General features: G+C 41.7%; 17 protein-coding genes. 5 read left to right on the top strand and 12 right to left on the bottom strand.

Going from position 1 to position 13063, the window contains the following annotated elements; genetic code table 11:
• Nucleotides 1-2 precede the first annotated feature (2 nt).
• Both BM253_RS05505 and BM253_RS05500 read right to left on the bottom strand, forming a co-directional pair.
• Entirely contained in the window at nucleotides 3-1073 is a 1071-nt protein-coding gene (locus BM253_RS05505) for an efflux RND transporter periplasmic adaptor subunit (protein ID WP_091520411.1), read from the bottom strand.
• Nucleotides 1074-1316: 243 nt separating this feature from the next.
• On the bottom strand, nucleotides 1317-1892 hold the full coding sequence (locus tag BM253_RS05500; protein ID WP_091520408.1) for a helix-turn-helix domain-containing protein: 576 nt from the start codon (nucleotides 1890-1892) through the stop codon (nucleotides 1317-1319).
• A 206-nt stretch (nucleotides 1893-2098) separates the two neighbouring features.
• Between BM253_RS05500 and BM253_RS05495 the strand changes: the two genes are divergently transcribed.
• Entirely contained in the window at nucleotides 2099-2365 is a 267-nt protein-coding gene (locus BM253_RS05495) for a hypothetical protein (protein ID WP_027384316.1), read from the top strand.
• Nucleotides 2366-2410: 45 nt separating this feature from the next.
• The gene (locus BM253_RS05490) at nucleotides 2411-2722 is read left to right on the top strand and encodes a hypothetical protein (protein ID WP_027384315.1); all 312 of its coding nucleotides are present in this window, start codon (nucleotides 2411-2413) and stop codon (nucleotides 2720-2722) included.
• A 63-nt stretch (nucleotides 2723-2785) separates the two neighbouring features.
• Here the strand turns inward: BM253_RS05490 and BM253_RS05485 are convergent, their stop codons facing one another.
• The 10 genes from BM253_RS05485 to BM253_RS05440 form a co-directional block, all read right to left on the bottom strand.
• Nucleotides 2786-3856, bottom strand: coding sequence for a flavin reductase family protein (locus BM253_RS05485; protein ID WP_091520404.1), 1071 nt, complete (start codon nucleotides 3854-3856; stop codon nucleotides 2786-2788).
• A 109-nt stretch (nucleotides 3857-3965) separates the two neighbouring features.
• Nucleotides 3966-4382: a helix-turn-helix domain-containing protein gene (locus BM253_RS05480; protein ID WP_143095588.1), complete on the bottom strand. Its 417-nt coding sequence runs from the start codon at nucleotides 4380-4382 to the stop codon at nucleotides 3966-3968.
• A gap of 108 nt (nucleotides 4383-4490) precedes the next feature.
• Entirely contained in the window at nucleotides 4491-4736 is a 246-nt protein-coding gene (locus BM253_RS05475) for a heavy-metal-associated domain-containing protein (protein WP_091520400.1), read from the bottom strand.
• A gap of 107 nt (nucleotides 4737-4843) precedes the next feature.
• The gene (locus tag BM253_RS05470) at nucleotides 4844-5353 is read right to left on the bottom strand and encodes a plastocyanin/azurin family copper-binding protein (RefSeq protein WP_027384313.1); all 510 of its coding nucleotides are present in this window, start codon (nucleotides 5351-5353) and stop codon (nucleotides 4844-4846) included.
• A 169-nt stretch (nucleotides 5354-5522) separates the two neighbouring features.
• Nucleotides 5523-5861, bottom strand: a complete 339-nt coding sequence (locus tag BM253_RS05465; protein WP_027384312.1) for a four-helix bundle copper-binding protein — start codon at nucleotides 5859-5861, stop codon at nucleotides 5523-5525.
• Between the two features lie 68 nt (nucleotides 5862-5929).
• Nucleotides 5930-6310, bottom strand: a complete 381-nt coding sequence (locus tag BM253_RS05460) for a hypothetical protein (protein ID WP_143095587.1) — start codon at nucleotides 6308-6310, stop codon at nucleotides 5930-5932.
• 264 nt (nucleotides 6311-6574) lie between these two features.
• On the bottom strand, nucleotides 6575-6961 hold the full coding sequence (locus BM253_RS05455) for a hypothetical protein (protein ID WP_027384310.1): 387 nt from the start codon (nucleotides 6959-6961) through the stop codon (nucleotides 6575-6577).
• A 45-nt stretch (nucleotides 6962-7006) separates the two neighbouring features.
• Nucleotides 7007-7957, bottom strand: a complete 951-nt coding sequence (locus BM253_RS05450; RefSeq protein ID WP_027384309.1) for a cation diffusion facilitator family transporter — start codon at nucleotides 7955-7957, stop codon at nucleotides 7007-7009.
• A gap of 3 nt (nucleotides 7958-7960) precedes the next feature.
• The gene (locus BM253_RS05445) at nucleotides 7961-10372 is read right to left on the bottom strand and encodes a heavy metal translocating P-type ATPase (protein ID WP_027384308.1); all 2412 of its coding nucleotides are present in this window, start codon (nucleotides 10370-10372) and stop codon (nucleotides 7961-7963) included.
• 90 nt (nucleotides 10373-10462) lie between these two features.
• Entirely contained in the window at nucleotides 10463-11026 is a 564-nt protein-coding gene (locus tag BM253_RS05440) for a helix-turn-helix domain-containing protein (RefSeq protein WP_027384307.1), read from the bottom strand.
• Nucleotides 11027-11266: 240 nt separating this feature from the next.
• Here BM253_RS05440 and BM253_RS05435 point away from each other — a divergent pair, with 240 nt between their 5' ends.
• The 3 genes from BM253_RS05435 (at nucleotide 11267) to BM253_RS05425 (ending at nucleotide 13048) form a co-directional block, all read left to right on the top strand.
• Nucleotides 11267-12112: an RteC domain-containing protein gene (locus tag BM253_RS05435; protein WP_027384306.1), complete on the top strand. Its 846-nt coding sequence runs from the start codon at nucleotides 11267-11269 to the stop codon at nucleotides 12110-12112.
• Nucleotides 12113-12374: 262 nt separating this feature from the next.
• Nucleotides 12375-12728, top strand: coding sequence for a helix-turn-helix domain-containing protein (locus BM253_RS05430; RefSeq protein ID WP_091520397.1), 354 nt, complete (start codon nucleotides 12375-12377; stop codon nucleotides 12726-12728).
• An 11-nt stretch (nucleotides 12729-12739) separates the two neighbouring features.
• Entirely contained in the window at nucleotides 12740-13048 is a 309-nt protein-coding gene (locus BM253_RS05425; protein ID WP_002978404.1) for a helix-turn-helix domain-containing protein, read from the top strand.
• Nucleotides 13049-13063: the final 15 nt, after the last annotated feature.

The following is a 13063-nucleotide window of genomic DNA, read 5'->3' as shown; positions in this document are numbered from 1 at the left end:
AATTATTCAGATTTTGGGGCTGATGCTGTTACCGATGTAGTTTGCGCTTTAACTTTCTTACCATCTTTCACGTTGTTCTGTCCGGTAAGGATAATAGTTTGGCTTTCATTTAGCCCATCTGTTATGATGATGTCGTCGCCTGCAATTTTACCAACGCTGACCCTTGTTAACTTGGCAATGTTATTTTTATCTACCACGTAAACGTGAGGGATTTTATCAACATTGTTCACAATGGCAGTAAGCGGTACACGCACCTGCTTAACCTTTACCGGTACTCCTGCAAGCACTTCGGTAATCATTCCCGGCATCAGGACACCGCCCGGATTGTCCAAGCGAACTTTAAGAGTAAATGCTTTGGATATTTCGTCCGCTACGGGATTAATAATGGTTATTTTACCCTTGAAATCACGTTGCAGTGTAGGAATGTTCACATCTACCTGCATCCCTTGTTTAAAGCTTCCGATTTCGCTTTCCGGTACTGAAAACTGTGCATATACCATGTCCGTTTTTACGATGGTAAAGGCAGGAACGCCAGGTGCTGCCATACCGCCAACCTCGGCAGTTTTCACAGTTATAATGCCGTTGGTAGGTGAATGTAAGCGACTGTCTGCAATGCGCTTGCGGTTGATTTTTTTGTTGGCTTCTGCCTGCGCTACTTTTGTTTTGATGTCGATGTAATCCTTTTCGGGGAAACTTCCTTTTTTGTACAGTTCATCAAATCTCCTGAATGCATCCTGGCTCTGGTCTAAACTCGCATTGGCAATCTGCAATGCAGCTTCATACTCGGTGGCATCAATGCTTGCAAGGAACTGTCCTTTGCTCACACGCTGCCCCTCATTCACACCCACGCTGTTAATCGTGCCGGGAACGGCAAAACTTACGGTGGTCATATTGTCGGGTACAATGGAACCCGAATAGGAAACGGATTGCTCGGTTTCCGAACTGTTGATAGTGGCTACGGTGACTACCGGAGGCTCATCTTTTAACTGTTTTTCTTCTTTTTGTTTGCAACTCTGTATCAATCCTGCTCCGATTATGAAGAGGGATAACAAACCAATTTTACTTGTTCTCATCTTACATTTATTTTGTTACGCTTCTTTGTTTAATTAAACTTTTAAATACAGGGCAAAGGTCGGGTTACAGCTAAGGCGCAGCTATACGAAATGACGCGTAAAAGTTGTGAAATTTACTTCTTTGATTGGTGGGTATCTGCCTGAAACAAACAGAGCTACTGATGTTTCAGTAGCTCTGATGCTCGCATTAAAAAATAGCAAAATGCCTGCGAATGGATTGAAAAAGCCTCAATGCGGAGTATGCTATTCGTCCATCTGCATAGTAACGTTTTGCCCTTGTTGCTGCTTTACCTGCTTGAAATAGCTTGATGTAAAGCCGGTGTGTTTTTTCAACTGGTTGGAAAGGTATGCCTGACTGCTGTACCCCAGTACGTGGGCAATCTCGGTCAGGGACATTTCGGTATCAACCAAAAGCTGTTTTACCTTTTCAATCTTCCGATGAATGATGTACTTTTCGAGTGTTATTCCCTCTACCGAAGAAAATAAGGCACTCAATGTATCGTAGTTCTTGTGCAGCTTTCCACTGATTAAGGTTGTGAATTTGGTAGGTGTGCCGCTTTGCAGTTGCAATGTAATACCTTTCTCCACCAACTCTTTTATCTTGTTAATCATCTTTTGGTTCTTGTCGTACATCAGCTCCAAGCCGATGCTTTTCAGCATTGTTTTGATTGCTCCCAACTTGTGCGAAAAGTCTGCCGTATCTTTTATGATGGCTTGACCCAGTTTTACATCCAAAACCTCAAAACCCAAAGCTGTCAATTCCTGTTCAAGAACATACGTACATCTATTGCACACCATTCCTTTTATTAATAGTGTCATAGTTCTAAAGTGTATAAGTTCCTTTATTCAATGGTCAAAATTCTGCATTTGCCACCGACATACTATTATGATATTCCGGGTTTGTTTTGTGAAATTTTATGAAAATCGGTGCAGCAACATTAAATATCATAAACTAAACAGGGAAAAGTACATAGCTACACCCGTTCATCTTACGGAATTTTGTAACAGACAACATCCGTATAAAAATGAAGAATAAAAAAAGCAACGAACATCAAGTTTTAAAGGTGCTGAAAGACTATAACGCAGGCAAAAGCGGACTGGAGCTTTTTGAGAAATACGGCGTTTACGGCACGAACATTTTTGAACTCAAACAGAAATACAAGGATTTAGGAATGGATATTCTTGCAGAATTAGTAAATTTAAACGCAGAAAACAGCAGGCTAAAAAATATGTACGCCGAATTGTGCATACAGCACCGGAAGCTCAAAGACCTGCTAAAAGAGGACTTCTGACAGGACAGCCGGGAGTGATAAACAGCAATTTAAAAGACTATTACTATGACAAATGTAACGTACAAATACGCTACGGTTTTGGTAGCGATACAGAACCTACGGAACGAGGGCTATAACGTGGATTTCAACCTCGAAGAGAACTGTTTAATCTGCGGCAGCAACAAATATACAGTTGATGAATTTGAAATCGAACAGGTCTATCGCTACGAGGGAGAAAGCAACCCAAGCGATGAGGCAACGGTGTACGGAATTGCCTCGAAAGACGGTTTAAAAGGAATTTTGGTTACAGCTTACGGGGCTTATACGGATAGTATGAGTACAGCAATGCTCCGCAAACTGGCACTTAAAAAAGACTAACAAAACAACAAGGGCAAAACAGCAGCTATAAAGCTGTAATTTTGCCCTTTTTCTATATGGATATTACTGTACCGTAACACAAACATCCGCATTCATCGGGTAGCTTTGGCACAACAAAATTATTCCCTCGGCAATATCCTGTTCTGTTAGTGCGCCGTTATGGAGCATCCGAACTTCCCCATCTGTTTTCACCGCCCAACAAGCCCCGCAGGTTCCGTTCTTACAGGAACTCGCCACTTTGATATGATGCGCTTTCATCGCATCCAAAAGCGATTGCTTCGGCTGTACCTCAATGAGCGATGTACATTCATACGTTTGCTTTTCGTCGTTCTCGTAATTGTCCTCGTAATAGTTTACAATCACATCTTTAACAGTACCGTCCGTTTCCAAATCGCCCGCATCCACCGGAACCGGGTCGAAGTATTCCAAATGGATATGGTCTTCGGGAATGTTCAAACCCGTTAAGGCATCCCGGTATAAATCCATCAGCCCATTGGGTCCGCAGATGTAATAATGGGCTGCCGCAACCTCGCCAACCAGTCTTTTAATGACCGAACGCAATACAAGCAAATTGAACCTGCCTGCAACGTGGTTGATTTTGGTGGAAATAAAATCGGGTGCGGTAAAGGAATAACAAATATTCAGTTCTTGCGCTGCCTGCATCGCTTCCAATTCATTCCAAAATATGGTATCTTCCGGTGTTTTGTTACTGTACACCAGTAAGGGAATTTGGCTGCTGCTTTCAATACTTTTCAGCATTGAGAACAAAGGCGAAATGCCGCTACCACCCGCCAACAAAACAATTTGGGAATGCTCGGCTATGGGCTTTTCCAAAACAAAGCTGCCAAAGGGGGCTTCTATTTCCCAGGCTTCTATTAGTCCGGCATTATCTAAAATGTAATTGCTCATCTTTCCGCCCGTAACCCTTTTAATGGTAATGGCGGGAAATTCGTCAGATGGCACAGAACTGAACGAATACGAACGTATGAGCTGTTCGCCGTTTATGGCAAGCCTGATGTTAAGGTATTGACCGGGCAGGTAGCTAAATGCCTGCTGCTCCGTGTCAAAGTATATACTAATGGTATCTTCGGTTTCCTGTATAATTTTATGTGTTCGCCACGTGTATTTCTTCATCCCTCGGTAGTTTCTTGTCTTGCATTGCTGATAAAAAGAAAACCTCTGCTTCTGTACACAAAGCGAGGTTTCATCAAGACTTCTATTTAAAAGTTTGCTGTTCTGACAATTATAGTTCGTTTTGCTTTTCCTGCTGTCTTCTGATGATTTCGAGCTTGTTTTTTCGTATCTGCTTAAAATGGGCAGACGTTAATCCCGTGTAAGTTGCTAATTGCTCTGATAGTTCCGCAGGCTTCTGATAGCCTAACGATTTTGCGATTTGTGATAGCGATTGCTCGGTGTACACCAATAACTCTTTTACCTTTTCGATAATGCGCTTGATATAGATAATTTCAAGGCTCATATCGCATTCAACGAGAAACAGATTATTCAACTGCTGATAATCCGTTTTCAGTTCTTTTGTAAGCTGCACGGCAAACGGTGCAGATGTACCTGTGTCCAATCGGTTCTGTATAATCCGGTCTGCTACATTGCAAACTTTCGTCATTATCTCCGAACAGTCGCTTGAATTTTGTTTCTGTAACATTGCTTTTTATTTATGGAACGAGGTTATTAACTGTTTCATACGCTGGAGTGGCTTTGGTAAAAAATCCCGGAGAAGCACTGGCGTACTTGCTCCGGGACTGCCCAAAACTTATCCGCAGCATCCTGTTGAACAACTTGAAGCCTTTTCGCTGTCGTCGCCGCCAACTTTGTAGCCTGCTTTTTCAATCGCCTCAACCAACTCTTCTTTTACTTCGTCGTTTTCAACCGAAACAGATAATTTTCCTGCTTCCAATTTTTCAACTTTAATGCCGTCAATATCTTTGATTGCTCCGTTTACTCTTGACTGGCAGTGTGCGCTTTGCATATCTGGTATGCTTAATTCTACATTTTTCATTTTGAACTTATTTTTATTGTTATACAAATTTCCGTATTAAACGGATGGTTACTATTACGCTATTCCTTGTAAGATTTGTGATTTTTACTGATTTTGAAATCGCCGGATTACTCTACGATTAATTTGCCTTTCATATAGATGTAATGGCCGGGAAACGAACACAGAAAATCATATGAACCCTTAGCCGGAGCCGTAAAGGTAATTTCCGTGGTTTGCCCACCGCCAATCATATCCGTTTTAGCAATAACGGCTTTTTCCATTCCTTTAGGTATGTAGCCGTTGTCCTTAGCATCTATCGCAGCATTGGCAAAGGCGTTGAAATCCGTACCCTGTGCAAGAATGACAACATTGTGTCCCATTGCCTCAATTGGTGCTTTACCGATATGCTTCAGGATAAGCCTTACTGTTTCGCCTGCTTTGGCTTTCAGTTCGGTTTTGTCGAACTTCATATCATCGCCACCGCTAATGGTAATTATATTTTCGTTCCCTGTTTCTGCTGGGGCAACCGCTTCTTCTGTTACTGGCTGATTGCTCTCCTGTGTGGTCTGTTCTTTTTGCTGATTGTTGTTACAGGCGGTAAATGCGATTACCGACAATGCTAACACTAACTTTTTCATTTCTATTTGAGATTTTATATGTTATCTGATAGCGCAAATTTCAGCACATAAGGCCACTTCCTTATTACGCTTTTCCGTGTTTGATTTGTGATATTTACTGATTGGACAGGGCACAAAAAAAGAGGGTTGCAAGAACCCTCTGAATTTTAAACAAAAAAAAATGCCAGTATTACGCTGCCATTTCCTCACACGCCTTTGCACAAGCTCTGCACGCTTCTGCACATTCTTTACAATGCTCCATACCCATTGCAGCGTGTTTTTCACATTCTTCAGCACAAGCGTTGCAAATGTCAGCACAAAGTTTGCAAATGTCTTTGCTAAATTTACCGTCAAGACTTAATACGTTTGCTGACGCCTGGCAAATAGCTGCACATTCCAGGTCTAACTGGATACATTTTTTTACGTGTGCAACATCATCTTCGTTTAAACAAGCGATGGCACATTGGTTACAGATAGCCACACATTTAAGGCAGGCTTCTATACACGATTGGAATTTTGTCTGTATCATATCTCTTAATTTTTGTGATTACTAAATTATAACATTTGAAGCCCGGTTTAGTTCTTTTTAAGTTAACTTTAGTAAACGCTAAAAGCATTTTTCCATTTTAATCCGTTGGGTTCCACGCCGTGCTCTTTTAGTATATCTGACTGCAAATTTTGTTCCTTAATGGTTAGGGCTTCTTTCAATTCGTCGTATCGGCTCGGTAAAAGTTCCGAAACTTTGTAGTAATTATAGAGTATGTGGTTCTTCCTGATGTAGATAATCCGGAGCAGGCTCAATTCTACCTCTAAGTTCTTTTTCTCCTCCTGATTTTTGATGCTCAAAGCAATCTGTTCGTAGCTCCTGACCAGTTCCTCGGTCAACACCAGTTCCAACAGCGTATTCATTCCACCAAAGAAGCTGAAAAATTTGCTTCTGGAGATTTTAGCAACCGATGTAATGTCGGATATTTTCACGTCCTGTATGTTCTTCTCCGTTAAAACCGCCCTTATGTTTTCAATGGATCTGCGGACAAGGTTCGCATTCTGTGTATCGTTGTTTGTCATTAGGAAATTCCCTCCATAAAAGTTAGACCATATACAAATCTACTTATAGGATAAGAGCTTGAAAGTGTGATTTTTCTTGTAAGATTTGTAATTTTTACGGATAAGTCATAAAAAAACGGCAGCTCCTTTTTCAGAAACTACCGCTTAGCAAACGCAATAAAGCTAAGTTCTACATTATTTTTTTAGCTTGTCAGCAGGTGGGTTATAATCAGCTAAAGTCGTTACTCTTACGGTATCAACCCCAGTAATATCCCAAGTAATCGGTATCATTGTCATGTAATCACACTTAGGACACATATCACCCTGAGAACCTACCATTTCTTTATGTCCAGGACAGCCGGTAATTAGGTGTCCTGCTGCATCAATTAGTTCGCCTTTTTCATTTCTGTCTTTGAGTGCTACTTTTTCAACGGGTTTATCAACCTGTTCTGTAGCATGGTTATGTCCGTCACCATCGGTGTGTACATGAGCGTCCTTTGCTGTTTTGGTATCGCCACCACAAGATGTAAGAAAGATGGCTAAAGAGGTGAATGTACCTATCAGTAATTTGTTCACTTTCATTTTTATTTATTTTTAGAGATTAAAACTTGATTTTATTGAATTTGATTAATGATTATGGTTGTCGTGACTTGATGGGTCAGCTTTTACACTACATAATATTGAATTATCGTGCATGTGAGCAGGTGTTTCCAACTGGATAGTGACATGGTGAATGTTCAGATCTTCCAAAGTATACTCGATGTTGCGGAGCAATTTTTCACTTTCTTCAATCTTCATTTTTTCATCTACGACCAAATGGCAGGTAAGGGCGTTCAAACCACTTGTTATTGTCCATATATGAAGGTCGTGCATCCCTTTGACACCCTCTGTTTTCAGAATTTTTTCTGTCATCTTTTCCACCTCTACATTCTCCGGCGTACCCTCCATCAGTACGTGTACCGATGATTTAGTTACTAAATAACCGCTCCGTAAAACCAGTATGGAAACGATGATACTTGCCAACGGGTCTGCCCACCCCCAACCAAAGAACATAATCAGCAAGGCTGCGATGATAGCACCAACCGACCCTAACATATCACTGAGGACGTGCAGGTATGCTCCACGCATATTGAGGTTTTCTTTTACATCAGACCCCCGCATCATTATCCAAGCTACAAGCACATTGACCAGTAGTCCAATGAATGCAACAATCAGCATACCGCTTGATTGAATTTCCGGTGGGTTCTGGAAGCGTTCTATTGCCTCGTAAATGATATAACCTGAAATCAGTATCAGCGTTGCGCCGTTAATGACTGCTGCCAGTATTTCAAATCTTTTGTAACCATAAGTCTTTCCGTAGTCAGCTACCTTACTACTGAACTTAAATGCCATCAATGCGATGAAGAGTGATACTGCATCACTCAACATATGTCCAGCATCGGCTAATAGGGCAAGGCTGTTAGTTACTAACCCACCTATAACCTCTACTGCCATATAGACCGTAATAATGACCAAACTAACCGTTAAGGTCTTCTTATTCGTACTATGAGAATGGTCGTTTCCTTGCTCTTTTTCCATAATTTATTTTTTCCATTTTAAGCGTAAACTGTTGCTTACAACACTTACACTACTTAACGCCATTGCTGCTCCTGCAATCATCGGGTTCAATAAGAAACCGTTAATCGGATAAAGAATACCTGCGGCAATTGGAATACCGATAAGGTTGTAGATGAACGCCCAAAACAGGTTTTGCTTGATAGTCGCAACGGTCTGTTTTGACAATCTAATCGCCTGCGGTATTTTGGTAAGGTCGGATGAAATGATGGTCATTTTCGCCACATCCATAGCGATATCCGAACCTTTGCCCATTGCGATACTTACATCAGCTGTTGCCAGTGCGGTACTGTCGTTAATGCCATCCCCAACCATCGCTACCACTTTGCCCTGTGCTTGAAGTTCTTTTACAAAGTCGGCTTTGTGCTGTGGCAATACTTCGGCTTTGTAGTGCCCGATGCCTGTCTGCTGTGCAATGGCTTTGGCAGTCGCTTCGTTATCTCCGGTAAGCATATACAGGTCGATGCCCATATCCTGCATTTCCTTGATAGCTGCTACCGATGTTTCTTTAATTTTATCGGAAATAGCGATTACCGAAAGAGCCTGTTTGCTGTTTGCAAACCATATAACGGTTTTAGACTGTGTACCCCATTCGTCCGCCTGCTGTTGCAGTTGGTCGGCAATGGTAATGTTGTTTTCAGCTAACAGCTTTTTATTACCAACATAGTAAGTATCGTTGTTGTAATCGGCTTTTGCGCCTTTACCCGTAATACTGTCGAAGTTTGATAATGCAGTGGTGGAAACGCCCTCCAAATGTTTTACAACGGCTTCCGCCAATGGGTGCTCCGATTGCTTTTCGATGCTCAATAAAACGTCTTTGGTCGCATCGTCATTGTTCAGCCATTGTATGCCTGTAACCTGGGGTCTTCCCTCGGTAATCGTACCTGTTTTATCCAGCACGATAGCGTTTACTTTTTTCGCCAGTTCCAGACTTTCCGCATCTTTAATCAGAATGCCGTTTTCAGCACCTTTACCAACGCCCACCATAATAGCGGTCGGTGTTGCCAAACCTAAAGCACAAGGACAAGCAATAACCAATACGGTAACTGCGGCTAACAATCCCTGAACCACTCCGTTTTCGCCTCCTAAGAAGAACCAAAGGATAAAGGTCAATACAGCAATACCCATTACTACCGGAACGAAGATACCTGCGATTTTATCCACCAGTTTTTGTACGGGTGCTTTACTTCCCTGTGCATCCTGCACCATTTTGATGATTTGGGCAAGCATTGTTTCTTTGCCCACTTTTACCGCCTTGAACTGGAAGCTACCTTTTTGGTTGATGGTTCCTGCAAATACCTTTTCGTTTTCCTTTTTCAGTACCGGAACAGGTTCGCCGCTTAGCATACTTTCATCTACATACGAGTTACCCGATACGACCATGCCATCTACTGCAATTTTTTCGCCCGGCTTAACCAAAATAATGTCGCCTGCGTTTACATCTTCGATAGCTTTCTGTCTTTCCGTTCCGTCCGCTTCAATCACGATAACCGTTTTTGGCTGCAAGCCCATCAGCTTTTTAATGGCTGATGAGGTATTGCCTTTGGCTTTTTCTTCCAACAGCTTGCCTAACAGGATGAATGCGATAATAACGGCAGCCGCTTCAAAGTACACGTGTGCGTGTAAACCTCTTTGATGCCAAAAGTCCATAAACAGCATATTGAATACACTGAATATATAGGCGATACCTGTACTCAATGCTACCAACGTGTCCATATTGGCAGAACGGTGTTTCGCCTGCTTCCACGCATTGATGAAAAAGTCTTTACCTAACCATAAAACTACTGGAGTGGAAAATGCCCACATTATTTCATTACCGTAAGGCATATCCATAAAGAACATACCAATAATGACTACCGGGAGCGATAGGATTACCGCCCAAATGGTTTTGTTTTTTAGTTTTCTGAATTTTTCGGCGTGGATGGCTTCTAAGGTTTCCTGCTGCTTGTTCTCGTCTTCAAGCAACAGGTCGTAACCGCCGTCCTGTACCGCTTTCCTGATTTGCTCGGAACTGGTTATATTCGGCAGGAACTCAACGTTAAGGTTTCCTGTACCGTAATTCACTTCGGCACTAACTACGCCCGGAGTATATTTTGCCATACTTTCGGCACTTCCTGCACAAGATGCACAGGTCATACCCAGTACAGGATAAGTCTTTTTAACGGTAGGAACGCCATAGCCTAAATCTTTGATTGCTTTTACAGCTTCGCCTACGACCTCGTTATCATTAACGGTAATAGCCGCCCTGCGGTTATTTAGCTCTACTTTGTGGGTTTCTACGCCTTTTACCTGTGCCAGTCCTTTTTCGACGATTAATGCACAGTGCTCGCTTTCCACATCCTCTAATGGGATGTAAATTGTTTCTTTATTGGTTGCCATATCTCGATTGCTTTATTTTCATAATGCAAAGTTGGCAACAATAAAGGGGACTTCTATTGTGAAATTCTGGGTTTGATTTGTAAGATTTACTTAAACCTTATCCAGTGGCTTGCGCTTGTCCTCACGTATCTGCTTGAAATGGCTTGGTGTAAGCCCAGTTACTTTCTTGAACTGGTTGCTTAAATACGCCACGCTCGAATAATTCATACGGTCGGCAATCTCGCTTAACGACAGCTCATCATAAACCAATAATTCTTTTACCTTTTCGACTTTCTGAGCGATAAAATACTTCTCAATGGTCGTACCCTCAATATCGGAAAACAGGTTAGAAAGGTAATTGTAATCGTGGTGCAATTGGTCGCTCAATACGTCCGAAAGATTGGTTTTCGCATCGTTGTCCTGATGGTGTACCAGGTCAATAATGACGTTTTTTATCTTTTCAATTATCCGGCTCTTTTTGTCGTCGATGACCTCAAAGCCCAAAGGGTCTAAAACATGTTCCAATGCTTCACGCTCTTTAGTGGTTAATTCTTTCGCAAGGGTAATTTCTCCCAGTTTTATATTGTTAGCTTTTAAGCCGAGCTTGTCGAGTTCATTCTGAACTACGAGAATGCAACGGTTGCAGACCATATTTTTGATAAATAATGTACTCATATTTCAATAAATCACAATTCATATTATTGCATAAATACGCAAAGACAAATTTAAGATTAAAATTTAAGTATTTATTGATTACGAGCGACTAAGTAGATCAGTCAAGGATTTTTATGGTGCAAAAACAAGGACAAATAACCAAAATCTTTCCCATTGTAGGGTCATATTGGCTGTTAATTCCCTGTTTATTAATAACATTTGCTAAGGTACACTGATATTGATAACATAATCCTCCCTACTATGAGAAAGTCATTAGGAACTATTGTTACCGAAATTCAGGAGCAGGAACGGAAATTTTCAGTAACGTGCTCGGGGCTAATTGAAGAGGCTTTTCAAATGACGGTCTTTCTTCAGGAGCTACTGATTTCATCAAAAGAATGTGTTTTAAGTTCAGGATTTGTCAACGAAGAAAAAGAGATTGAGTTCTTCAAAATGATCAAGCCGCAAATCCTGGGCAAACTCATCTATTATAATAAGCTCTACCGGATAGAAACTGCCTGTCCGGTCAACAACGGGAAAATGTATCACAACTATTTCTCTACCCATCTCACGGAATTAAAGATTGAATTTAGTGAACATATCTGCAATTCCCATTTTTACAGATATTACCGTTCGGGCAGGGTAGATAAGGACAATGAATACTTTAAGCGTGGGCAGATAAATTACCTTGATGGACTTAGTAGCTATGTCTTTGAGATTGACCCGCAATTCTCTACCTATTATGATTACAAAGTAGCCCGTATTATCGCTAATGACCTTTTATATGCCTATCTTTTAACTAAAATCACCCCTGAAGAAAATCCCGATATTTTTTTCAGTAACACAGACGATATCAAAGAGCTATCCTGGACGGACAGTAAAAACGCCCTGATTGAGTTGATGTATGCCCTGTATGCTTCGGGTGCAATTTCAGGCGGTAAAGTCGGCATCAGAAAGCTCACAGCCATTTCGCAGGTCTTATTCCGCATGCCACTGACCGATGTGCACCACGCATTCCACCGGATGAAAACCCGGGCAGGCTCCCGCACCTTATTTTTAGACCAGTTGAAGCAGTCATTGGAAGAATATATGGATAAGGACTTATAAACAACCCGTCAATAAAGAATTTGAAAGCAATACGCCTCCCGTATTGCTTTTTTTGTACCTGCGCTTACCCATATATGCCAATGGGCAAACGGGCATATTTTCCTGCCCCGAAAATCGGCAAATCTGCTCAAACCCTTATTTAATAAGGTTTTCCGGCAAATTGTAAAATTTTCAAAAAACCGCTTTTTCAATTGGTAAGCATTGGCAGACAAACACTGCCACACTTCTGAATTTTGTCCTGTGAATATTTAACATCATTGCTATGAATATTATAACAGTTGACGAAGAAGTGTGGAAGCACCTCAACGAACGGTTGAAAGCCATCAGCGAATACATCCTCAAACTGGAAGATACAAGCTACGATAGTTTGTGGCTTAACAATCACGAAGTCTGCCAGTACCTCCACATCAGCGAAAAAACATTGTGGCGTATGCGCACCAACGGTCAGATAGCCTTTTCAAAAATGTACGGGCAGTATTACTATACGATTGGCGCAATCAAGGAAATGTTGAACGCCAATGCCGTGCAGACCACCGATGAATACGTGGAGCAGCTTATGGCGCAAGGAAAAAGCTACATCGAAAAAGGCAGAAAGCTGAAATCAGGTAATCATTAAAAGCGTACCGTATGAACATCGACAAAATGGAATTTGTGGCGTGGATGGAACGCATAATGGACAGGCTCGACATTCTTGGCAACCACATAGACGATTTACAAAAGAAACGCAACAGCATAGACGGAGAAGAATTACTGGACAATCAGGACTTATTGCAAATGCTGAAAATCAGCAACCGCTCCCTGCAACGGTATCGCTCCATCGGCAAGCTCCCTTACTATACTATCAGTGGAAAACTGTATTACAAGCTGTCCGATGTGCACCAGTTCATCAGGGAAAGTTTTAACCCGCCTTTGCCCAAACTGGATGCCAATAAGTGACAAACACTGCCTCTG

The sequence above is a fragment of the Paenimyroides ummariense genome, from assembly GCF_900115115.1.
Classification (GTDB): Bacteria; Bacteroidota; Bacteroidia; order Flavobacteriales; family Flavobacteriaceae; genus Flavobacterium; species Flavobacterium ummariense.
This window is presented reverse-complemented; position numbering and strand designations above follow the sequence as displayed.